20 protein-coding genes are annotated in these 23,279 nt (G+C 60.7%); 10 read left to right on the top strand and 10 right to left on the bottom strand.

Annotated features, from left to right (window positions below):
* Positions 1–126 precede the first annotated feature (126 nt).
* The 5 genes from CH285_RS22815 to CH285_RS22835 form a co-directional block, all read right to left on the bottom strand.
* Positions 127–1,068, bottom strand: a complete 942-nt coding sequence (locus CH285_RS22815) for a hypothetical protein (protein WP_094643714.1) — start codon at positions 1,066–1,068, stop codon at positions 127–129.
* A gap of 25 nt (positions 1,069–1,093) precedes the next feature.
* Positions 1,094–1,450: a hypothetical protein gene (locus CH285_RS22820; protein ID WP_094643715.1), complete on the bottom strand. Its 357-nt coding sequence runs from the start codon at positions 1,448–1,450 to the stop codon at positions 1,094–1,096.
* The gene (locus CH285_RS22825) at positions 1,447–3,897 is read right to left on the bottom strand and encodes an AAA family ATPase (RefSeq protein ID WP_255032340.1); all 2,451 of its coding nucleotides are present in this window, start codon (positions 3,895–3,897) and stop codon (positions 1,447–1,449) included. Before CH285_RS22825 ends, CH285_RS22820 begins: the two co-directional genes overlap by 4 nt.
* 845 nt (positions 3,898–4,742) lie before the next feature.
* On the bottom strand, positions 4,743–6,191 hold the full coding sequence (locus CH285_RS22830) for a phospholipase D-like domain-containing protein (RefSeq protein WP_094643717.1): 1,449 nt from the start codon (positions 6,189–6,191) through the stop codon (positions 4,743–4,745).
* The gene (locus tag CH285_RS22835; RefSeq protein ID WP_094643718.1) at positions 6,188–9,700 is read right to left on the bottom strand and encodes a serine/threonine-protein kinase; all 3,513 of its coding nucleotides are present in this window, start codon (positions 9,698–9,700) and stop codon (positions 6,188–6,190) included. Before CH285_RS22835 ends, CH285_RS22830 begins: the two co-directional genes overlap by 4 nt.
* Positions 9,701–10,318: 618 nt before the next feature.
* Between CH285_RS22835 and CH285_RS22845 the strand changes: the two genes are divergently transcribed.
* Positions 10,319–11,092: an 8-oxoguanine DNA glycosylase OGG fold protein gene (locus CH285_RS22845; protein ID WP_094643720.1), complete on the top strand. Its 774-nt coding sequence runs from the start codon at positions 10,319–10,321 to the stop codon at positions 11,090–11,092.
* Between the two features lie 16 nt (positions 11,093–11,108).
* Positions 11,109–11,534 (top strand): hypothetical protein, encoded by a 426-nt coding sequence (locus CH285_RS22850; protein ID WP_094643721.1) that lies wholly within the window; start codon positions 11,109–11,111, stop codon positions 11,532–11,534.
* Positions 11,535–11,547: 13 nt separating this feature from the next.
* Here CH285_RS22850 and CH285_RS22855 read toward each other — a convergent pair whose 3' ends face one another.
* The gene (locus CH285_RS22855) at positions 11,548–12,072 is read right to left on the bottom strand and encodes a hypothetical protein (RefSeq protein ID WP_045840850.1); all 525 of its coding nucleotides are present in this window, start codon (positions 12,070–12,072) and stop codon (positions 11,548–11,550) included.
* Between the two features lie 26 nt (positions 12,073–12,098).
* Positions 12,099–12,626: a hypothetical protein gene (locus tag CH285_RS22860; protein ID WP_052063162.1), complete on the bottom strand. Its 528-nt coding sequence runs from the start codon at positions 12,624–12,626 to the stop codon at positions 12,099–12,101.
* A gap of 262 nt (positions 12,627–12,888) precedes the next feature.
* Between CH285_RS22860 and CH285_RS22865 the strand changes: the two genes are divergently transcribed.
* From CH285_RS22865 to CH285_RS22880, 4 genes are read left to right on the top strand one after another with little or no spacing between them, the layout of a single operon-like run.
* Complete coding sequence (locus tag CH285_RS22865) at positions 12,889–13,095, top strand: hypothetical protein (RefSeq protein ID WP_141215037.1); 207 nt, start codon at positions 12,889–12,891, stop codon at positions 13,093–13,095.
* A gap of 41 nt (positions 13,096–13,136) precedes the next feature.
* Positions 13,137–13,559, top strand: a complete 423-nt coding sequence (locus CH285_RS22870) for a hypothetical protein (RefSeq protein WP_255032342.1) — start codon at positions 13,137–13,139, stop codon at positions 13,557–13,559.
* Between the two features lie 14 nt (positions 13,560–13,573).
* Positions 13,574–14,227 carry a hypothetical protein gene (locus CH285_RS22875; protein WP_141215038.1) on the top strand — a complete coding sequence of 218 codons (654 nt, stop codon included), beginning with the start codon at positions 13,574–13,576 and terminating at the stop codon, positions 14,225–14,227.
* The gene (locus CH285_RS22880) at positions 14,227–14,859 is read left to right on the top strand and encodes a hypothetical protein (RefSeq protein WP_094643724.1); all 633 of its coding nucleotides are present in this window, start codon (positions 14,227–14,229) and stop codon (positions 14,857–14,859) included. The genes CH285_RS22875 and CH285_RS22880 overlap by 1 nt, the downstream gene beginning before the upstream one ends.
* On the opposite strand, the gene CH285_RS22885 is transcribed toward CH285_RS22880, so the two are convergent.
* Positions 14,860–16,767 (bottom strand): flavin-containing monooxygenase, encoded by a 1,908-nt coding sequence (locus tag CH285_RS22885; protein WP_094643725.1) that lies wholly within the window; start codon positions 16,765–16,767, stop codon positions 14,860–14,862.
* A 202-nt stretch (positions 16,768–16,969) separates the two neighbouring features.
* On the opposite strand from CH285_RS22885, the gene CH285_RS22890 reads away from it, so the two are divergent.
* The 4 genes from CH285_RS22890 to CH285_RS22905 are packed head-to-tail and all read left to right on the top strand — an operon-like array spanning position 16,970 to position 20,982.
* Positions 16,970–17,632, top strand: a complete 663-nt coding sequence (locus CH285_RS22890) for a nitroreductase family protein (RefSeq protein ID WP_027497814.1) — start codon at positions 16,970–16,972, stop codon at positions 17,630–17,632.
* A gap of 26 nt (positions 17,633–17,658) precedes the next feature.
* Positions 17,659–19,221 (top strand): class I adenylate-forming enzyme family protein, encoded by a 1,563-nt coding sequence (locus CH285_RS22895; protein WP_094643726.1) that lies wholly within the window; start codon positions 17,659–17,661, stop codon positions 19,219–19,221.
* On the top strand, positions 19,218–19,859 hold the full coding sequence (locus CH285_RS22900) for a TetR/AcrR family transcriptional regulator (RefSeq protein WP_094643727.1): 642 nt from the start codon (positions 19,218–19,220) through the stop codon (positions 19,857–19,859). The genes CH285_RS22895 and CH285_RS22900 overlap by 4 nt, the downstream gene beginning before the upstream one ends.
* Positions 19,849–20,982 carry a serine hydrolase domain-containing protein gene (locus CH285_RS22905; protein WP_094643728.1) on the top strand — a complete coding sequence of 378 codons (1,134 nt, stop codon included), beginning with the start codon at positions 19,849–19,851 and terminating at the stop codon, positions 20,980–20,982. The genes CH285_RS22900 and CH285_RS22905 overlap by 11 nt, the downstream gene beginning before the upstream one ends.
* A 102-nt stretch (positions 20,983–21,084) precedes the next feature.
* Here the strand turns inward: CH285_RS22905 and CH285_RS22910 are convergent, their stop codons facing one another.
* Positions 21,085–22,188: an LLM class flavin-dependent oxidoreductase gene (locus tag CH285_RS22910; protein WP_094643729.1), complete on the bottom strand. Its 1,104-nt coding sequence runs from the start codon at positions 22,186–22,188 to the stop codon at positions 21,085–21,087.
* Positions 22,189–22,206: 18 nt separating this feature from the next.
* On the bottom strand, positions 22,207–23,253 hold the full coding sequence (locus tag CH285_RS22915) for an ABC transporter substrate-binding protein (protein WP_094643730.1): 1,047 nt from the start codon (positions 23,251–23,253) through the stop codon (positions 22,207–22,209).
* Between the last annotated feature and the right edge of the window lie 26 nt (positions 23,254–23,279).

Here is a 23,279-nt window from a genome sequence, read left to right on the forward strand (position 1 = left end):
GAAGGCGTTGTTGCCCAAGGCGTAGCCGCTTGGAGTCGCTGATAGAACACCAGGCACGGATGTGCGCTTTAAAGCCGACGTGTCGCGTGCATTAAGCAGTCGTTCGACGCCACAAGGCACCTATCGTTACCGTCCTTCCGGAAGCGTTGGATACACAAAGCCTTCGTCGCTCTCATGAACGCATCCGATCCCGTGCTCTCTCAACAACTCGATGAGGTCGCCGACCGGCGGCTCCGGCAAGAGCACAGAGAGGGCAGGAGGAGTCTTGAAATGCCTTCGATAGTCGAGCAACTGTCCCAATGCCATCCGCACCGCCTCCCGCGAAGCTGATGCCTTCGCCTCGTACAGAACGCCGTTGGTGTTGTCGAACAAGTCGGCGATCAATGTACGCCCCGTGTTCTTCACTGCCAGCTGGAAACTGCTCACGTCCACGCCATCCGCCTTCAGTGTGTCCGCGAAGCGGTGGACCATCGCGCTCTCAGCCCGCGTCGCTCGATAGGACGCGAACGACTCGACGTAATACTCCTTGATGCGATTGCCCTCCAACGGGATTCGCCGCGCGACTCGCTCACCACCGGCACTCCCACCTCCACCGAGCCATGGGTTGGCGTTCTTGCGCCGGAGGTTGTCGAGGTGGCCGGACCACAGCTCAGCCAGAACGGACGCTGAGGGTTCTCTAATCAACCGCCCTGAATTCTGCACAGGAAACTTGAACTCGGGTAACGCTTGCTGAACTTCTTCGACGGGTAGACGATCGTCGTCGTCGAGCATCACGTCCCAGCTGACGTCGACGTACACAGCAGTTCCTCCCCCCTCATCCCAATGCTCGCCAGGGTGCGCGCCATCGGCGATGAGTTCACCGCTCGCCACCACGCCGCGGTTCTTCCCGGTCCGCAGCATGTAGACCCGATCTCCGTTCAGTGGATTCCCATATCCGCGACCGAAACTCCAATTGCCCGGGTAGGGAATCCCTTTGGTCGTTTCATCGATCATCTCACGGCGCTCGTCCGGATCGAGACCCTCGTCGCTTCCGTTCCAGAGGACGAAGAAGCTCTTTTTCATTTCCATATATCAACCTTTCGAGCCTGCTCGATCACGTTTCCTCCAACAGCACGGCTACCACGCCACACAAATGCCGCACTTCATCCACTGTCGGTGCAAGTTCATAGGCATGGTGGTGGCAGGCATTGCTCAGCCTGTTCCACGCCATCGACGCGGCGTCCGCGCGTTCCGTGGTGTCCAACGACCTCAAGATCACCAGCCGTGATCGCATGCTCGGTCGCTCGATATCCACGCCCAGCGCCACACATCGCGCGACCACCAACTCCTCCAACGCCTGGCGAGCGATGAACGCGGCCAGACGCGCGGAACCGCCTGCAGCGCCATGACTTCCGTCGAGCAGCAGTTCGGCATTTCTCAGCGCTACTGCCGGTGACGTGGTCGTAGTCATTCGGCGAGAATCCCGTCGACCATCTTCTTTAGGTCGTTCACCAATTCCCAAGTGATCGGCCGATCCGAACCGTTGTGAGTGCCTGCATTCGCGATGTGGAGCGTCGGGAAGCGTTCGGTGCGGAAGCCGAGCCACTGCGATAGGTCGCGTTCGGAATCCTGGTGCACGGCCAGCGCAATCTTGTTGCGCGTCTTGTGCACTGCCGACCACCGCTCTTCGGTCGCCAGCCGAGACTCCCCCGCCCGGTGTTGCTTTGCATAGAACACTTGCTGCGCAGCAGATTCCAGAGCCAACCGGAACAAGCCCGGCGCAACTCGCCGCTTGACGTCCTCGGGCACATTCTCGTCCAACACCAATGCCCGCACATCGTTGAAATACCGGGTCGCTTGATTCTGTGTCTCAGAAACACTGATGTTGGAACCTGGTTCGCGCATGACCTCGACGAGCCGCGCATCGACTGCGAGTTGCCTGATCGCAGTGGCCAATCGATCATCGTGCGAGAACACGATGACCTGCCTGGTCTTTGCGAGCGCCGACAGCACCTTGATGAAGCCATCGATCTTCGCCGGATCCATCGCCTGGATAGGGTCGTCCAGCACGATGAATCGAAACGGACTGTTCGGCGTGGTCGCTCTCGGTATGAACAGTGCTAATGCCAACGCATGCAGCTCGCCCTGACTCATCACCGACAGTGCCTCGGACTCCACGCCGTCGACCGAGCCGGTCATCACCACTCGCCTGCTGGTGTTGTGGCCCACCAAGTTGATAGCACCGATGTCGACATTGCTTTCCTGACGCAACTCCGCCCAAATGTCGCGCGCCTGCTCTGCAATCGGAGCAAGCCGCTGATCCCTCAATTGCTTGGCGTGCGAGGCAATCCACTTCTTGGCCGTGTCGACGTTCTTGACGGCCTCATCCGCCTCTCGCGCTGCGGATTCGAGGGTGGCCCACGCGGCCAGACGTCCAGCAATCGGTGCCCAGGTGTCCTCACGCTGAGCCGCCGCTTCATTGGCCTCGGTGCGCAGCGCCTCAGCAGACTCGATGACCGCGGGGATCGTCGTTGCCAAGTGGTCCGCCACACCGGAAGAACTCGACGGTTGCTCTCGCGCCACGGCGACGGACTTTTGATACTCGGACAGTGAAGGCAGGTCGACGCCCTCCACCGCGGTGGCGTCGGTGATTTCGTTCCCCAGTTCGACTGCGGCGCGTTGCGCTCGGTCGAGGCGGCGGCGGCTGTGCTTGTAGGCAGCCAGTTTCTGGCTCTCCTCGGCAAGCTGCGCCCGCGAGTGCTCGGCCCACGCATCGTCGAGCGTCCCCGTCGCGCAGACCGGACACTCGATTTTGCCCGTCTCACTGTGCAATCGCAGTGCCGCATCGAGCAGATCGTTGCGCTGCTCCACCACCGACAGTGCCTCATCAGCCGAATCCGCGGTATCGGCCGCAGCTGCCCTTAGCTCCGCCACCACCTCGTCGACACGCTGCTGAGTCGGGGCGCTCAGCGCTGCGAGCCGCTTCAAACCGATGAGCGCGGGCGATGCCGATGCGTCGGCACCAGTGGCCAGCGCTAGCACCGCGTCGAGATCCGCAACCCGCTTCTTGACCAGGTCTGCAGCAGTTTTCGCACGGTCGTCCGACGCATCCGACAACAAGTTCTTGAGCTGGCGCAGGCTCTCCGCTGCTCGTTGCCGGGGCCCCTTGACCTCCTTGAGTACCGCTGCCAGTCGCTTCTCGGCATCGGTGATCTCGTCGAGTCCGAGGAGTTTGGCCAGGGCGTCGTGCAGGGTGGACGGCGTCGCGTCGAACAGGCCGCCGATTTCGTCGTAGGACAGGATCGGGCGATGCAATTCGACGGCAGACTTCCACCCAAGTGCATCGGTACCGATGCTGCGCTTCTGCTTTCCAACCTGAGTCCAGGTGGAGCATCCCTTCAGCGCGGCATCAGAGGTCCAGTCGACACCGACAACCGTCGGTTCGGATCCTTCGATCGTGAGCCCCACCCGCACCTCACACGGATCTCCCTGATGCAGATTGCGCCAGGTATCAGCCCACAGCTTGGCCTTGTTCTCCCAGCGGTAACTCGAACCGGTGATCGCGAATTCGAGCGCCTCGGCAAAGCTCGACTTGCCCGATCCGTTGCGGCCACTGACGATCGTGATCCCAGGCGCAGGGTGTAGATCCAGCGCTGCTTTGGGCCCGATGCCGCGGAATCCCGCGACAGTGATCGAGGTCAGAAAAGCACCGACCGGCTCTTCGACGAGCTTGCTACCCGACGGCTCCGGAACGTGCGGGGTCGAGATGCCGTCGAGAAGCTCCTGCAGTGACGTCGGCCCTTCCAGGGCTGCGAGAACGAAGTACTTGACCTCGTCGGACAGATCATTGTCCGCGTCGATGGCGTCGATCACCACGTCGACGAGTGGCCTGTCGACAGCATTGTCGGCAACGGGCACCGGCACTCCCCTCTTCGTTCTGATGGCTAACCAGACCCCACAGTCCCATACGGTGCCGACAGTGCGCAGGGACATGAACTATCTCCGATCCAGCTTCGGAACTCGCCGGTCGAGGTTGACTTCGGGAAGGCACGAAGGCGGCTATCAGATTCAGGCACCCCGAGCCACGGTCAACCAGGACGATCGCACCGGTCACGGCGGAGCCATCTCACCAGGCAGCCATGCGGCGGCTTCTGCACCCTCGCATGCCTTCGCCATACGACCTATAGGCGACGCAGCGCGGCTGTCCGCGATGACACCAGGTGTTCTTGTGTCTCATTCGTCCATCATTTTCATTACCTCTATCCAAGAATCAGACCGTGACACGGATACCCTCCGGGCCCCAGATGACAGCGACGGTTCTGTAATGCTGATGAGCGCCCGCTCGATCGCCCCGTATGCAGGAAGCAACGAGGTGATGCGGCTGCCAATGCTTGAGGTGTTCACGATCGCGCCTCTCAAGGCACTCATCGAATTACCCACCGGTAGGGCACCGCCAACGAGACAGAGCCTCCCGCTTGCTGAGGCTTCATACCAGGCACCGGCTACCCGAAGGAGGCCCGCTGCCCATGATTACACGGGACGACGACACGAAAAACGCGCCCTGCACAAAGGAGGCGCGAGGATCGCCGACATCGTCAGAGATACCGGCTGCCGCGTAATAAATCACGAACGATAAGTCCGATCACCTTCAAAAGCTGGAATCGAGCGAAACCGGTTGTTCACTATTAGCAGGATCACCCTAGACTGTCTGGCTCATCTGTGCATGAGCATCTTCAGGAAGCTTTAAACCTTCCCCCCTTCGCTCATGATCCTACTATCTGAGTTCGATAGTCCGCGTAGATTCGATCTATTTCCGAGGGTATCGAGACAAATGTTCCCCGCTCATCCCGAAAAGGGCGTGCAGGATCGCCGGAGAAAGATAGCCAATTAAAACTTGTGACAACTACGAATTGCGAGTCGACAAGCAGCACCTTCGCGTGGGTATTACCTAAACGCGAGAAACCAAAGTTTGGGAAGGCTTTTGCGAGTCCAGCAAGAGCTTTCTCCGCCGCCTTGTCCCCAGCTGTCATGCGCTTTCCATCATCTATTCCGTAACCGATAATGACCTCCACACCCGACGTAAGCAATGCTCGCAGTCGATCGACGAACTCTTCGGTTACGACAGTCGACCTGATCCATGGAGAAACTATCAACAACCTAGTCTCCGCACACTCAATCCCCTCACGCAGGAATGACGCATGCTCGTGCACCTCCAGAATCCTCACCGGCATCGACGCTAGCGCCGCTTCGGCCTGATCTAGCTCCAGACGCACATTCTCGGCTCGTTCCGCATCCAATTCTGACGACGTTGCCTTCGAAAGGGAATCAAGTTGCTGCTGAAGACTCTCAGTGGCACGCTTTAACGCTGATACACTTTCGTCTGGCGCAATTTGGTTAGAAACATCCTTCCCAAGCAACTTCTGGACGTACTCTCGGTCACTTGTCAACCCGTCAAAAATTCCAACACGATTCTTTCCATTTGCGCTTGCGAACGCGTTTGTATATTCGGCCACCAAACGACCATCTACCGCAATCTGAACAGAAAGTTCGGATACCGAGTCCGTTGACTCGAACACTAAAGCAAGCGCCTTCTTGAAAAATCTACTTCGTTTTCCGTCGATTTCCAGAACGGTAATCAAGTCGAAATTTGACACCGCGCTTACCCGTTTTAAGATTGGTCTCACCTCTGCAGTGTCGTCCGGTCCTATCTCGGGAGGATCAATCGGCGCAGGCCGGACCTCTACGATTTCGTTGTCCCGGAGATCACGCGGACGCCAGCGATCGGTTCTATCGACTAGGTCAAACCGACGCAGCAGACCGTCGTAAGCAAGGTGAAGCGTGGGCTCGGTTCGTCGTACCTCGGATTGCTCGCTCAGCACCCGCTGTCCGCGCTCTGTAATCCGATACCTTACTTCCTTACTGTCGCCGAAGGTCGGTGTTATCGAGCCAGTTCTAAGAGCATCCACCATTACAGGATCAATCACCCGCGCCGGAAGGCCTAGGAAGTTTGATATATCAACAGCCCTCGACACGTCGGCCTCAATACATCTCAGAATAAATTCCGTCGTTGTCGGCAGTTCAGATCGTTGCAGCATACGACACTTTATCGGTAACTCCCAGAACGGCAGACCGATCTCACGGTAAGACAGAAGCCGCAACCCTGGTTGCCTGCCCAAGCGACGCACAATCTGGTCAATCGACGGATCCGTCATATCGAGCTCGCATCCTCGACTGCACTGTCAGAATCCGACGCTATATGTTCGAGAACTTTCCCAAGGGCGCTCTGCGTGCCTGACGACGCCTTTATATGTTCAGCATCACCCACTATCACCAGTGCATCGCGCGCACGGGATAATGCCACGTTTACACGATTTTCTACAGAAAGAAACCCCATGGCATGTTTTTTGTTGGACCTAGTAACACTGAAAATGGCCACGTCTGCCTCCTGCCCCTGATAAGCGTCAATGTTCGCCACCTGAACAGTAAGCCGCGACAATGCTGTGAGTTCAGCTGAAATTGATTCCGTCAGAATTCGTCGTTGCGGTTCATAGCCAGTCAGGACTGCCACTGAGACATTGATTTTTTGCCGCTCAGCGACCCATTGCATACGTTGCAAGATCGAGACCACGACCCTCACTTCGTCCCGGTTCAAATAACTATTTCCGTCCGCAGCTTCAAATCTACCCGGACGATTAGACGTATCGAACCACGTGACTGGATGACTCACTCCGAGGCCCACAATCTTCGATGCCTCTCGGGGTTCACTGGTTAAGCTACCCGCATAGAAACACTTGCTAATGAGTCTTCCAATAGTCGGATGCATGCGATGCTGGTGTGTCAATGCCACCTTTGAGGCAAGTGGCAACCGCTCCAGTAGGACGTTAAACAACGTCTCCCGAACAGCGTCCCGACTCAGATTGTGCTGGTCCAATATCGAGGGATCATTAAGCGCGTCTTCGACGAATGGCGGAAGCTGCCTGTCGTCGCCGACTAGAATCCACCGCTTACTCGCTGCGAGTGGAACAAGTGACTCCGTAGCGGTAGCTTTCGATGCCTCGTCGATGATACACATGTCAAAGTCGATGTTTTCGGCCCCCTGGACTCCCGCTAATCCCACGCAGGTTGCAGCTACAACGTTAGACCCTGCAACCACAATCCCTACAAATTCATGGCCGGTTCCAAATCGAGCTCTCCAATCCTCCTGTATTACGCGGAGGCGATCTAATCTGGGATCGTGAATTGGTGCCCGAACAGCGGCAATTTTTAATAGGTCCTCACTTTTTATATCTGAAGAAAGCTCAAGCATAGCGATCAAAGAACGCCGTAGGTTCTGTTTAGCAGTCTGAAGTGCTTCCAGTTCTCTCCGCAGTCCACTAAGGCGTTGCTCGATCAACACCAGTTCCGTGCTTAGGCTTGGCGTTGCCTCGAAGATCGCGGCTACTTCAGACCCTGCTCTTACAAATTGATCAACGGCATCGTTCAGCGCCGGCAGCTCTTGGATGTGTGAAGCAGACTCTAGCTTGAGCGCCGCCTCGATGAGTGCAGGAGCAAGGGCAGAAAGTTGATCCATCTGCTCAAGAATTGAATTTCGTTCTATGTTTTGGCTTTCGACCGATGTCGCATGTTGCTTTTCTCGTGAAATTTTGCCCGTCAACTCTGCGGCCAAATCACGAATCTTTTGACCATTCGTGTTGATGCCTAGAGACTCAGCCAATTGCTGGAGATAGCTCCGTCCCGCAGCTTCTACCCGGGTCCTCCAAATTTCCACCGCAGCATCGACCGTATAGGGTTCCACCTCCGCCATGACCCGCTCACTCTTTCCCAAGCGGAGAAGGGTTGCTTCAGGGCAAATCGCAGCAATACGCTCCAGTGCATTGTCTAAAGCAATGTGCGTCTGCGATGCGAGCAGGATTCGGCTGTCGGCCTTGGCGATTAAAGTCTGAGCAACAACTTCCGCGATGAACGTAGTCTTTCCTGTTCCAGGTGGCCCCTGAACAAGCAAGAAGTCGTTGTTGCCGAGCGCATTCTCGACAGCTCGAAGTTTCGCCGAATCGAGTCCGTCCTGCACTGGCACAATATGGGTCTGCGCCACAGGTGGCGCACTTATCTCTGGCTCCAGCAGAAGCTCTCGCAAATCAGATCTCGCCGACTTCTGGTCCGAGATTCTATCTAATGCAGACTTTTCACGCCGTAGTTTCGACTTGTTTCCTTCTGTATCCAGTTCGATGATACCTTTTGCAGGAAGGTCCGAAAATTTTCCCTTTGTCAAATAGAGAACCAATTCTGAATTCTCGATTCCCTCAACCTCTCCAAAAAAGACTCGTCTGCGTCCGGAACTGACTAGCCTGGCTTCGCCTACCTTAATATCATTTATTTCCGGGCACTTGAAATATACGCGATTGCCGCTCACCCGGAACGAGATATACCTAATCTTGGAACCGCGTCGATCTTCTACAGAAAATTTTGCGGCCAAGACATCGCGCCAAGTGCGGAACTCGTCTACCGAGGGACGCCTGCGCGCTCGATCACGGTCATATTCCTGTGTGTCCTCTAGAAGGACGTTCAAATCAGACTCCACTGCGGCAGGATCTGTGGGAGTGGTGCCTCGGAACTTGACAGACGGCCGGTACCATCCGTCACGCTTCTCCTCCGTTATAGATCTGACAACGCGGTGGACACGCAGCATCGATGGAGCAATCCGGTCGACCTGGACTCGCACCATTAATGTCTCCCCGCATATCATCAAGTCTGGTGTCAGCTCAGCACCGTTCTTGACAGATGGGTTATCAAAAGCCATAGCACCGACGTTCTGAAGGTCGTCCAGAAGAAACCTGCGCGCATCGTTTGGCTCGATGCCGACGGTTTCTGATACATCAGCCAAAATCTTGGGACTCACAACTAGATGTACAGATTTCGTAGATCTACCCACGACGTTGCGCGCATCTTGAATTGCCTCTAAAGAAGCCAAAAAGGTGGTTGCGCTTTCGGGCCTGCTTTCCGGTTCTACGTTGAGGCAGTCGTGCAATCTTTCTCGAACAGGTTCCGGGATGTTTAGCTCTTGCAAAGCCAAAAGGAACTCGGCCGTCGAATTCGGAGACGAAGCCGACAAAGACTCGATCGCTAGGACTGCAAAAGAAAATACATCGTATGCAAAAGTGGGCGATGATGTCATTCTCTCGGGAGGCGCATACGGCTCGGTGCCGAACGGTGCCATCGTTAACCCAAGATTAAGCGTTTGCACAAGTCGCGCCGTTCCGAAATCAGCAACTTTTATTCGGCCCTCGCTGTCAATTAAGACGTTACCTGGTTTGATATCGCGGTGGACGAACCCACCCGAATGTAGCACTGCGAGTCCTCGAAGGATTCCCCTCGCGATTGGCCAGAAATCGTCCCATCCGGTTAGTTCAAGAGTCGGCAAATACTTCGCGAGATCAGATGGCATCCATTCGAAGACTAGATACGGTGCGCCTTCGTCATCGCGACCGAAATCTAAGAGTTTGGCAAGATTTTCGTCCTCGCGAATCTGCTGGTAGGCGGTGAGTTCGGCAGTCCAGGCGGCCGTGAGGATTCTGTCATCATGCAGATGACCGCCCCGAAATATTTTAACCGCAACTATGTCATTGTCTCGGTCCATGTCTGAACCTCGATACAAGAGGGCATGGCCACCGCTAGCGACAGGCTTCTCACCGAGCGCGTACCTGCCGTCCAGCAACGTCGCCATTGCAACAGCCTCTCATAGTCGGGTTACACGCTAGAATGCGTCGTGGTCATGCTAGCTAACATGCTCAAGGAAAGGTTCATTTCAGCCCGCGTTTCAGAGTGCCGTCGCGTTTCCAGTTCGGACCGCGATGGTTCAAAGGCTCGTGCAGATTGGGGATCACGACGGCTGGTCCTTGATCTCGCGACGGCTATCTGCCGCTGGTTAACGCCACCGTTGTTTAGAACCGCCGATACTGTCGGAGCCGACGAGGTCCATGCATACGGTGTCGGCTCCCCGACCGTGGGAATCGTCGTAGCGAGCTGGTCGAGCGCGTCGACGACTCCGCTCGGACGTAGAACGAGACAAGTCCGCAGTCCCCCCGACAGAAGACCTATCGGCACACCCCGTTGGAGAGATCACGGTGGACTGCGATTCGCTGAAGCTCATCGAACTCGACCAGAACCTGACCTTGTAGACCGCGGCTGTCGGCACCCCTTATGCCGACGAATTGGCGCTGCTGGCAATAATCGCACATCAGGAAACTGATCACCACGACAAACCATCCGGGACCCGCACCGAGTGACCGTGCCCGAGTGACGGCAGCGTCGAACTGTCGGTACCCGATGCTTCGATGGCGGTATGTCACGACTCGACGAGGGGTTCCCGCCTCCCACGGCCTGTGTGCAGTGGTGTCAGCACCGCAGCTACGACCTGCATGTCCTCGACGACGGTGTGGAGGTGGACCTGGATTGGTGGAACGGCCACCTCGACCGAGCCGGTCATGATCTACGACTGCGCGGCCGCAACCTCGACGGCGAAATCGTCGAATACGGCGGTGCCACCGTGCAGCGCAACGATCTACAGATCGGCACCGATCTGGCTGCAGGTGAACATGATTCGCTCGCCCTGTTGTTTCTCTGCGCAGCGTGGCAGGGCAGTCATCGGCACCGCAGAGCAATGAGACGATTCCCGGACGTCATGACCCCGCACCTCAGCCGTCCCGACGAGAACCCCGTCGCCAAGACTCTGGCTGTGCTCGACAGCTGCGTCCGCAACCGCGTAGTGCCCGAGCATCCGAACTCGAACTGGTCCGGCTGGCCCGACGCACCGGGCGTCGGGATGTCCTTGATGGCCACGTTCCTGTGGGCGGTGAAGGCGTCGGTCTACGGCGGCCCAGCACAGCTGATCGACCAATACGGAGTCTCGACCCTCATCCACGAAGGGTGGCTCGAAGACCCGTCCGTCACCGGATTCACTCGTCGTCGCTACGACCGCTACGTCGAACTCATCACCGCATGGGCCACCGACATCGGCACCAGCCCCGAACTCGTCGAAATGTGGCTCGTACAGCGCTGGAGCGCCCGACTCAACGAAGCACGACACGGCCGATACACCACACCCACGTTGTTCTGAAACCACCACAACGGAAGTGCTGTCGACGTTCGGCAACTCCGCTCTGGATCTGTGGTCACAGCGATGGGGCCTGCCGAGTGGCCCGCAGTATCAGGTGGCGTGCACCGATCCGGTGGCACTCAGCGGAGACGATCGGCCCGTCGGAATCACGGTGCCGAGCGCACCGTTCGCGTTCGGAATCATTTCGATTCTGCTGCAGTACACCACGGCCCCCGAGACCGTGCCGACTTCGAACTCGACGTGGACCACCAGCCGCGGCCGAGTGGCCGGATCCTGCATCGACGCCGGCGGGTACAACCAGTACCACCTGACGTTTGTGGAACCTCAGCCGCTCAACGAGATTCCTCTGCTCGATTCGCACCTGGTCGACATGAACGTGGGCCTCGATCGACTGGTCAGCATCGCCGATCAGCAGACGACAGCGTGGCAAACTGCCCGCTGACCGTCCAGACGTTTCACGGAACGAGCAACACACCCAATCCGGGGATGAGTGCATTCGATGCGGGTGGGGCTTGCCACTGCTCACGATTGTGGGTGACGGTCACAACCACCGGGCCCGCCCCGGTCTGCGCAGTTACTTCGAGAGGCAAGTTGACCGGATATCTCGGCTCAGCGTTGATCGGGAGTGATGGATTCTCGAGGGCTTCCCAGTGCCGTAGATCGACCGCTCCGACGGCACCCGTGGCGAGATTGCGCCAGTTCACCGTCAGGAAACGGTAATTGAACTGGTAGTAGTACGGCCTGATCTCCGCAGCCGTGAAGCGCACCTCACCTGGCTTCTCACCTACCGTCGCCGTGATCGGAATCGTCTGAACGAGTCCGCCTGGAACCCCAGCCGGACCGAACTCCGGCCCGGTGACGACTGGGACCAGAAGCTCGGACGTCGTCGGTGCCGCCGTCGCCGCACCCACTCCCACACCCAGAACCAGTGGTACGGAGAGCGCCAGCGCAATTACTCCGCGTCGTAAAGATGTTCGCATCGTTTGCCTTTCATCCGCGATCGAATTCAGGGGACCAGCACCACGCCGGCCCCTGGGAGAAGAGTGTCAAGGTACGGAGAGCCCCACTGACCGCCGTTCGAGTAGTCCTTGGTGTGCGTCACCGTCACCACAACAGGACCCGGTCCGGTGTTCGCGACCACCTCGAGGGGCAGATCTTCCCGTCCGTAGGGGCCACTCGGCGATGGCGTCGGATCGTCCTGCCAATGCCGAAGATCGGCGGCACCCGTCGCACCTGTCGCGAGGTTTCGCCAGTTCAGGTTCAGATACCGGTAGGGATACTGATCGGCGAATGGAGCAATGTTTGCGGCCGAGAAGCGGGCGACACCGGACTCGTCTCCCACAGTGGCTTTCATCGGGATGGTCTGGAACAGGCCACCGGGGACGGCTCCGGGAGCTACCTGGAATCCGGTCACGATGGGTACCTGCAAGTTCATCACCTGCGGGTCAGCCGGTGCCGTGCCGGCTCCGATCCCGAACACCAGAGGCACGGTCAGCGCCGTTGCTACTACCGCTCGCCGCAATGACTTTCGCATACTGCGTACCTTCCATCGAAGTCGCACAACGTGATTCCAGATCGAGATAGATCCTGCGCCAGGCGTCTCAGGTTGAACCTGAAACATCAACTGGCGGTTGAGTGTTATCTCCGTCCACACTCGCAGGCGAAATGTCCGATAGTCCACCCGTATACCGATTCGTGACGGGGTCGTGACACGAACGACGTTAACAGACCACCTGGCCCGTTCGATTCATAGTTCAGAGGTGATGCACTCTGCAGCCACCGGTGAGGACGAACGAATGAGGCAAGTCCGCAACATCGTGGCCATGTGTGCCCTGGTCGCTGCTACCACCCTGACTCTTACGGCCTGCGGGTCCGAGGCACCGAACGGCACCGATGTAGCGCCCGTCACCAGCGCAGCGTCCTCGCCGTCAGCCGTGGTTCCCCTGATGCAGGTGGCGGCACCGGGACGGACGGTCCAGCAGTCGAGACTCCCGAGGTCGTGACTCCGGCGCTGCAGCAGCCCCCTGAAGCGGGACCAGCGGCCGTGCCGCCCGTTCCCAACCGCGACGACGTCAACGTCGATGCACGCGACTTCGAGGTAGACGGAGGCCAGTACTTCTTCCAATCCCCGAGCGGGAATGTGTTCTGCGCATTCAATTCATCCAATGCACCCGGAACGCTCGTGGGCTGTCAGGTCCGCTATTCGGTACCGGGCAACACCGGACGCGAGTGCGCGAACACCGCAAACAACACCTACGGCGTGCAGATCACCCAGGACGGCACCGTCGAACAGATCTGCACCAACCAGGGAATCTTCTTCGGTGGCAATCCCGGCCCACGAGTTCTGGAATACGGCCAGGTCATCGGAGTGACGGGCAACTTCTGCCGCTCTACCGAAGCTGGCATGACCTGCTACGACGGCGACCGAGGCTTCATGATCTCCCGCGACGTCAACATCGCTTTCTGATGAAGGGGCTCCGAATGATCCGAAGAACTGCTCTGCTCGCGGCGGCCGCAACACTCACGGCCGTGACTCTGACGGCCTGTGGGAGTGACGACGCCCCCGCGGCCGCACCGGCCCCCACCGCTGCGTCACAAAACTCCGCTCCGCCGCAGGTGACCGTTGCAGCGCCGACCCAGACCAGTGGAAGCAACGCCGGAGGTGAGTCCGGTGCACCCGCGGCGACCGAATCGACGCCAACCGCTGCCGACCCCGGGAACAACACCGCACCGATCACGCCCGTCGACCCGGCCAGCTTGATCGTTCCCGGTAATCAGGTCGCGTGGAAGTCGCCGTCCGGCAAGATCTACTGCAAGATCGGCTCCGGACCCTTCTCCTCCGGCTGCCAATCGTCCGACGCCCCCGTTCCCGACGGTGCCGAGGCCGACTGCGCCCCGAACTCGACCTTCAGCGTCGACATGCTGTCCAAGGGCTTCTACCTCGACCCCGGCAAAGTGACTCCCACCTGCTTCAACCAGGGAGTATTCGGCGCCGAGGACGCCCAGGTGTTGGAGTACAACACGTCCGTCTCCTACAACGGCTTCACCTGCTTCTCCCGAGTCAAAGCGATGATCTGCGACGCAGGCGGCGGACATGGCTTCGTGTTGTCGATGCAGCAAGCGACGTCCAACTGATGACGAGACACAGCAGGCGCGAGGCCGTCGTCGCCATTGCGTTCATCGGTGTACTTCTGACGGGATGCAGCAATTCGGACGAACCGACCGATGCGATGCCGTCGGTCATTCCCACGGTCGTCGCGGGTGCGCCGGCGACATCGACCGAGGCGGCACCGCAGGTAACGGTGGCACCGCAACCGGGCGGCAGCGCATCCGAGACCGATTCTCCGGCAACACCATCGGTCGAGTCCGCGCCGATCACTCCCGTCGACCCGGCCAGATATGCCGCCATCAATAACGAAGTTGGCTGGAAGTCGCCGTCGGGCAACATCTATTGCAAGCTCGGCTCCACCGCGTTCTCGTCCGGCTGCCAAGCCACGGACGCACCCGTGCCCGACGGCGCGGACTGCGACAAACCACCCTTCTCGGCCGACGAGATGAGCAAAGGCTTCTTCCTGGACCCGGGCAAGGTCACCCCGATGTGCTTCAACCAAGGCGCTTTCGGGGTCGAGAACGCGCAGTCGCTGGAGTACAACACATCGATCTCGCACCTCGACTACACCTGCTACTCCCGAGTCGACGCCATGGTCTGCGACGCGGGCGGCGGGCACGGCTTCGTGTTGTCGGCACAGCAGGCGACGTCCAACTGATCAGCGCGCCTCATCGCGTCGAGGCTCCATGACGAAGTCGTCCAGATCGGCCCGTCGCGTCATCTCCCAGTAGTCGACGATGCGCCACGGCAGCGTTGAAACCACGCGCCCGGCGTCGTTGCGGTACCAGTTGTCCATGCCTCCGTGCGACCAGATCATTTTCGCGTGCGCCTCGTCGTGCTTGCGGACGTACTCCGCTTCCACGTCGGCCTTGCACTCGATGGCTCCGATTCGCTTGTCCACCATGTCGATCAAGACATCGACGATGTAGCGCACCTGGCATTCGGCGATGGTGATGTAGCTACCCCCATGGCCCAATACCGTTCCAGGACCGCAAGTGATGAAGAAGTTCGGGAAGTCCGGGACGGTGATGCCGAGATACGCGTGCGCATCCTCCGGGCCCCAGATATCGCGGATGGACTCACCCGACCGTCCGCGCACGTCGATCGGCGTCAGCAGCTTGTGAGTCTCGAAGCCCGTCGCGAGGATCACCACATCGACCTCGGTCTCCGAACCATCGCGCGCTACAACCGATTTCGAGGTGATGGATGCGACGGCGTCGGCGATGAGCGTGACGTTGTCTCGTTTCAGCGCGGCGTACCAACCGTTGTCGAGCAACATCCGCTTGCCGAAGGGCGGGTAATCGGGGAGGGACTTCTCGATCAGATCCGGTCTGCCCTCGAGCTCGGCTTCGATGTAGCGGGTGAACACCCGTCGATGAGCGTCGTTCATCGGGTTGATCGAGCGCTGCGGATGCTCCCATTCGGGATCGACCTGCAGCGAGCTGTGCACACGATCGTTAAAGTTCCAGGCCAGTCTGGTCCGATACCAAAGCCGATACAGCGGAACGACATCCATCAGGTAGTTGGCGTCGTCGCCCATCTCGGTGAAATACACGTCGCTCGACGAGACCCACTGCGGCGAGCGCTGAAAGACCGTCGCGTGTCCCACCGTCGACGCGATGGCCGGCAGCACCTGCATGGCGCTCGCCCCGGTACCGACGATGGCGACGCGCTTGCCGGTCAGATCCAGATCGGCCGGCCAGTTGGCGGTGTGGAAGATCGGGCCGTCGAACGATTCGAGCCCGGAAATGTGGGGCACCTTCGGCCGATTGAGCTGACCGGTAGCGGTGATCACCACGTCGGCGGTCAGGATCTCGCCATCGACCGTGGTGACGGTCCAGCCCTGCCGCTGGGCGTCGTATTCGGCGGTCGCCACCTCGGTGTCGAAACGAATGCGTTGCCGCAGATCGTGTTCGGAGGCGACATCGCTGAGGTACTGCCATACCTCGTCGCGCTTGCCGAAGTGTGTGCTCCACGCCCGCGGCGCGAAGGAGTAGGAGTACAGGTGACTGGGGGTGTCGACGCCGGCTCCGGGGTAGGTGTTCTCGAACCAGCCACCACCCACGTCGGAGTTCTTCTCGAGCACCGTGTGACTGATGCCTGCCTCGTGCAACTTGATAGACGCGAGCATTCCCGAGACGCCCGCACCGATCACGATGACCGACAGATCGTTCGGTGCGGCCACCTGAGTGTCAGAGGCAGTGAAGCCCATGTCCTCGGCCACCATCACACCGAATTCGGGTGGAACCTGCTCACCGACGGCCGCGCTGATCATCTCGACGAGGTGCTCCGAGTCGGGTGCGGGCACCGCCATGGGCGTGCCCTCGTGGAACGCGCAGATTGCGTCGAGCGCAGCGGCGCGGATGCGGTCGGCGACGGCGTCGTCCAATCCGCCCGTGTCGTTGTTGTCCATGCCCCGACTACGGGTGGGGCGATACGGATCGGTGAGCCACGTACGGTCTCCGGTCAGCTGATAGAGCACCGCCACCAGCGTGGGCAGATTCGCCGCGGTGAGAGCGCGCGCGAGCCGATCCCGATCCACGCCTTCCACGGTTTCCGCTGCCATTGCTGCGTCTGTGGACACCGGTACCTCCTGTTGCGTGCTGCTCTATCCGACTCCGACAGCTCAACTAACCACGGTTAGGCAATTTCGCGCAAGGGATTCGCGGTCTCGATATTCACAGCATGTCAGCCCTTGACAATGTGGCCCACGCCACATGATGCTTCATGGCACTACCTAACAGCGGACAGGCGAAGGGACTTTACCCATGGAACTCACCGAGGCGATGCGCACCACCGGCACCTGCAGGCGGTACCTCAGCGATCCTGTTCCCGACGAGGTATTCAAGGCCGCGTTCGACGTCGCGCGCTTCGGCCCGCAGGGCGGCAATCGACAGCCGGTGCGGTGGATCGTCGTGCGTGACGCCGCCCGCAAGCAGGCCCTTGCCGATCTCTACCTCCCGATGTGGGACGCCTACTTCGCCGGCATCACCGGCGGAACCGTCGCCGTCGGCGCACTGCCCAAGACCGTGCAGGACGCCGACTACTTCGCCCGCCACCTCCACGAGGTGCCCGCCATCGTGGTGGTCTGCGCCGCGCTGGACGGACTGCACCCCACCGACCACGAACTCGGCCGACTCTCCGTCGTCGGCGGGGCGTCCATCTACCCCACCGTGCAGAACCTGTGCCTGAGTCTGCGCGATCAGGGCGTCGCGACCGCGGTGACGACGTTGCTGTGCCACGAGGAACCCGCCATTCGTGAACTGCTCGGCATCCCGGACGACTACATCACCGCCGCGCACATCGCCGTCGGCTATCCGGAGAAGTCGTTCCCGCGCAAGCTCACCCGTGATCCGGTGGAGCAGATCGTTGCGGCAGAGACGTTCTCGCAGCCGATGTTCGACTCCGCTGCACTCTCGCCTGCACTGTAAAACCACAGCATCTGAAGGAGTCCGCCGTGCCCGGTACCGCCATCCACCATCGCTCCCCCATCGGCCGCGCCACCATCGGAGATCAACTGCGTCGCCATGCGCGGACTCAGCCGAACAAGGTTGCGTTTATCAGCTACGCGGCGGACGGCACCCGCGAGGTCACCACGTACGGCGAACTCGACTCTCGCGCAAACCAGTTCGCCAACCTGCTGGTGGATCTCGGGGTGACAGCAGGCGATCGCGTCGCATCGATGGCTCGTAACAGCGTCGACGTGGTGGTGGCGTACTACGGCGCCCTCAAGGCCGGTGCGGCCTTCACCGGCATCAACGTGATGTACCGCGCCGCCGAGGTGAAGCACCAACTCGAACACGCGGAACCTACTGTGGTGGTGGCCGATCCGGCCTTCGCCGAGATCATCTCCTCGGTGAAACCCGACACCACCACCTTGGTGACGTTCGGCACCGAATACGCCGCACTGACGACAAACACCCCGTCCACCGAGCCGGACGTCGAGATGGACGAGAACGACGTCGCGATGGTCATTTACACCTCCGGTACCGAAGCGGCTCCCAAGGGCGTGATGATTCCGCACCGCAACTTCCTCATCTCCACCGCGCCCGCGTGGAGCTGGGGCCTGCGCACCGGACCGGAGGACACCTGGCTGTTCGTCATGCCGTTCCACACCATCGCCGGACTCGGCTCGATGACGACCCTCACGCTGATGGGCGCGACCCTCGTACTGCCCGCGACGGTCGACCCGGCGCAATCGCTCCGCATTATCGCTGCCGAGAAGATCTCCGTCATCGCCCAAACTCCCACGTTCTACCTGGCCCTGGCCCGTGACGAGCAGTTCGGACCCGAGGCCGTGAGCCAGGTTCGGCGGTGCCTCACCTACGGTGGCCAGGTGTCACCGCACACAATCAGCGCCTGGGCCGGCGCGGCACCCGAGGCCATCTGGGGCACCTACTGGGGACAGTCGGAACTCTCGCAGCTCGGCTCGGTCGGCTGGTTCTCGACCCTCGACGACATTCCCGACGGCGACGCGTCGTGGATCGGCAAGCCCGTGACCCACCTCGAGATCAAGGTGGTCGACCCCGCGGGCAACGAGAGCGAGATCGGTGAATTGCTCTGTCGCACTCCGTCGGTGATGCTCGGCTACTTCAAGGACCCCGAACGCACCGCCGAGGTGTTCCGGGACGGCTGGGTACACACCGGCGATATGGTGCGCATCGACGCCGACGGCAACCTGTTCTTCTACGATCGGATGAAGGACATGATCAAGTCGGGAGGGATGAACGTGTCGTCACAGGAAGTGGAACGCACCATCCACACGCACCCGGATGTGCTGCGCGCCGCCGTCGTCGGCGTGCCCGACCCGTATTGGTCCGAGGCAGTGACAGCCTTCGTCATTGCGCGCGACGGAGTGACCGCCGACCCGGCCGCGATCATCGAGTACTGCCGCACCGAGTTGGCGTCATACAAGGCCCCGAAGTCGGTACACATCGTGGCCGAACTGCCCGTCGACCCGCAGGGCAAGATCCTCAAGCGTGAACTGCGACTGTTGGCGGCGGTCGAGGAGACGGTATGACGCAGCCCGATTCGACGCAGCCATCCGAGCTCACCGCTCTCCCCCGACAGCAACGCACTCGCCAACGGCGAGACGACATCGTCGCCAACGCCGCCAATATCTTTGCGCGTGAGGGCTACTCGAACGTGGGGATGCGCGACATCGCCGACGCCGTCGGTATCAAGGGTGCCAGCCTCTACCACCACTTCCCATCCAAGGAAGACATCCTCTTCGCGATCTGCCTGACGGTCACCCAGGAACCGGCCGAGGAGAACCTGCCGCTGCTCGACGCGGCTGGAACCCCTACCGAGCGCCTGTCGTCTCTGGTGCGCGCGCACCTGGTGCATCTGAATCGGCGACGGGTGGAGTACATCGTGGGCCTGCACGAACTCGCCTCGCTCACCCCCGAGCACCGCACCGTCATCGAGGATTTCCGCCGCCAGTATCAACGACGCGTCCGCGATGTCATCACCGCCGGAATGCGCAGCGGTGAATTCACCGTCCCGGATGCACGATTGGCGTCGTTCGCCCTGACCGACATGCTCAACGGAATCAGCAACTGGTTCCACGACGGCGGCGAACTCAGCATCGAGGACGTCGCCGACAACTACGTCGAACTAGCCGTTCACCGCATTTTGGGGGCATCACATGGCAATTGACGGTCACTGCGACCCACGCTTCTCGGTCGTGCACGACAAGTTGGCGGCCAACCTCGACAACGGCGAGGAACTCGGCGCGTCCATCGTAGTCGACATCGACGGCCACACTGCCGTCGACCTATGGGGCGGGTATCGCGACACCGATCGCGGCCTGCCGTGGGAGTCGGACACGATCACCAACGTGTGGTCGACGACGAAGATGGTGACGTGCCTGGCGGCGTTGATGCTGATCGACCGTGGAGTGCTCGACCCCGACGCACCGGTCGCGACGTACTGGCCCGAGTTCGCAGCCGCAGGCAAGGAGAACATCGCGGTTCGGCACCTGCTGTCGCACACCTCCGGCGTCTCGGGCTGGGACCGGCCGTTCGGCGAAGAGGACCTCTACGACTGGGAACTGGCAACATCGCGTCTGGCTGCGCAGGCTCCGTGGTGGGATTCGCGCACGACGTCGGGCTATCACGCGGTCAGTCAGGGCCACCTGATCGGAGAAGTTATCCGCCGCGTCACCGGAAAGTCGTTGCGGCAGTTCGTCGCCGACGAGATCGCCGGGCCACTCGGTGCCGACTTCCAGATCGGTGCCGTCGAGGCCGACTGGAATCGGATCGCCGACGTCGTACCACCGCCCCCGCCGACCGATGATGCCGTGCCCGACCCGACGATGGTGCGTCGCAAGACGTTTCTTGGACCGTTGGTGAAGGCCTCGTCCGCGAACACTCCGGCGTGGCGCGGTGCGGACATGGGCGCAGTGAATGGGCATGCCAATGCACGATCGGTCGCCAGAATCCTGTCGGTCATCTCCCGAGGCGGCACCGTGGACGGCGTGCGGCTGCTGAGCCCCGAGACCATCGACACGATCTTCGAGGAGCAATCCAACGGAGTCGATCGAGTGCTGGGCATCCCGTTGCGCTTTGGTCAGGGTTTTGCTCTCCCACAGCAAGAATCGATGCCCTACATCCCCGACGGCAAAATCTGCTTCTGGGGCGGCTGGGGCGGATCACTGACCGTTCTGCACCCGGAATCGCAGCTGACCATCTCGTACGTGATGAACCGAATGGGGCCGGGCATCATCGGTTCGGAGCGAGCGGAGCAATACGTGCGGGCGGTGTACGACGCCCTCGTATGACGGCGGTCTCGATGATCGCGCATCACTATCATCCATTTTTCACACCATCTACTGGACAGATTTCCCAATTGCGCAGACCCGGCGGGTTCGATCCCACGTGCTCTAGCGCGCGGGAACCGTGATTCCTCGCGCGTCGAGGATGGGTCGAACACCTTCGGCAAAGTGATACGACTCCTCCAGATGCGGATATCCCGAGAGGATGAACTCGTCGAACCCTGCGTCGTGGTACTCCCCTATGAGGTTCGCGACTTCCTCGTGCGAGCCCACCAACGCGGTACCGGCACCGCCACGTACCAGGCCGACTCCGGCCCACAGGTTCGGGTAGATCTCGAGCGAGTCCTTGCTGCCACCGTGCAGCGCCGCCATCCGCCGCTGTCCCTCGGACTGCGAGGAAGAATGCAACGCGTGAGCCGCCGACACTTGCTCCTCGGGCAGCTCGTCGAGAAGTTTCTGCGCGACGGCCCAGGCCTCGTCGGACGTGTCGCGGCTGATGGTGTGCAGGCGAATGCCGTAGGTGAGCTTGCGCCCCTCGGCATCCGCGAGCGCCTGCACTTTCTCGATCTTGGCGCGGGCATCGACCGGGGGCTCGCCCCATGTCAGATACGTCTGGACGTGCTTAGCCGCGACGACGAGCGCGGGGTCGGACGAGCCGCCGAACCAGAACTCGGGCAACGGGTCCGGGGCCTCTGATACACGTGCGTCGGCGACCTCGAAGAACTCGCCCCTGTGATCGACCGACGACTCCGTCCAGATTCGGTGGACGAGACCGAGGAACTCGTCGGTGCGCGCGTAGCGCCGATCGTGATCGATCCAATCCCCGAAGCGACGCTGCTCGACATCGTCGCCCCCGGTGACGATGTTGAACAACACCCGCCCTTCCGAGAACCGCTGCAGCGTCGCCGCCTGCTGCGCCGCCAACGTGGGCGGCGTGAGACCGGGACGGAAGGCGACAAGGAACTTCAGTCGTCGAGTGCTCTGCAGCAGGGCGGCCGTGGTCAACCACGCGTCCTCGCACCACGTTCCGGTGGGCGTCAGCACCCCCTCGTAGCCGAGTCGATCCGCGGCCTGAGCAACCTCGGTGAGGTAGCGCAACGACGGGCGACGAAACCCGGCGGGTTCGCGGAGATTTCCGGAGGCATGAGACGCACCGACGATGGAGCGGCCGTCGCCAGCGGTGGGAAGAAACCAGAAGATACGTGCGGTCACGGGTGAACTCCTACGTGATCAGTTGATGGATGCGTTCGCGTCTGCGATGGCGTCGTTGTAGCGGGTGTCGACGAAGTCCTCGAACTTGTTTCCACCCGGGATGCTGCCGCTGTCTACGAAGACATCGAACAAGGTCTGCTCCGACTCGATGATGCTGCTGTCCAACGCAATTGCCGGACGCTGACTTCGTCCTTGCGCCAATTCGCCTGCCGCCGGGTCGATGCCTACTGCCGCTGAGTACGCCGCCGCCCACTCGGCTGGATTCTTCTCGGCCCAGGCGGAAGCTTTGGCAAGACGGACGACGAAGTCCTGCAAGGCAGTATTGGTCGCGGGGTCGTCCAGTGCTTGCTGCGACGCGATGCCGAAGCCATAACCGTTGGCGACACCCTCAGCGGTGGTCAGTGTTTTGGAGCTGTTCTGGACCTGCGCGATCGCGGTGAACGGATCCCAGATCGCCCAGGCATCGACCTCACCCGAGGTGAATGCCGTCAACGCATCAGCGGGCTGAAGGAACACCAACTGAACGTCGTCGGTGGTCAATCCGGCCTTCTGCAACTGCAGCAATACGTGGCCATGCGCGGAACTGCCCTTACCCACGGCGATCTTCTTGCCGCGCAGGTCTGCGAACGATGCGAGCGTCGAGTCCGCCGGTACGAGAATCTGATCGCCGCTCGCGTCGTTGGTGTAGGCGGAGACAACCTTGATGCGGGCATTGGCTGCAACCCCGAAGACGGGAGGCGTGTTGCCGGTGACCGCGAAGTCGATCTGTCCGGCCGTTGCGGCCTCCACCTGAGGCGGGCCGGAAGTGAAGGTGGAGAACGCAACATCGTACGGCGCAGAGTCGAGCTCCCCCGACGCGCGTAGCAGCGCTTCGGTGCCACCTTTCTGGTCACCGACGTCGAGGGTGACCGTGGCGAGCTGATCGTCCGAAACGAGTTCCGGGGCTTCGGTAATCGCGGTGTCGCTGCCACGAGAGACGCAGCCGGTGAGGCCGACAACCGTCAGAGACAGGGCAGCGAGCACGCCGAGTGCGCGCAGCGATCGGGGACGAGCGTGTGACGACATGTGTGAAAGATCCTTATCAGGTGCCG

It is taken from the genome of Rhodococcus sp. 05-2256-B1 (genome assembly GCF_002258465.1).
GTDB lineage: Bacteria > Actinomycetota > Actinomycetes > Mycobacteriales > Mycobacteriaceae > Rhodococcoides > Rhodococcoides fascians.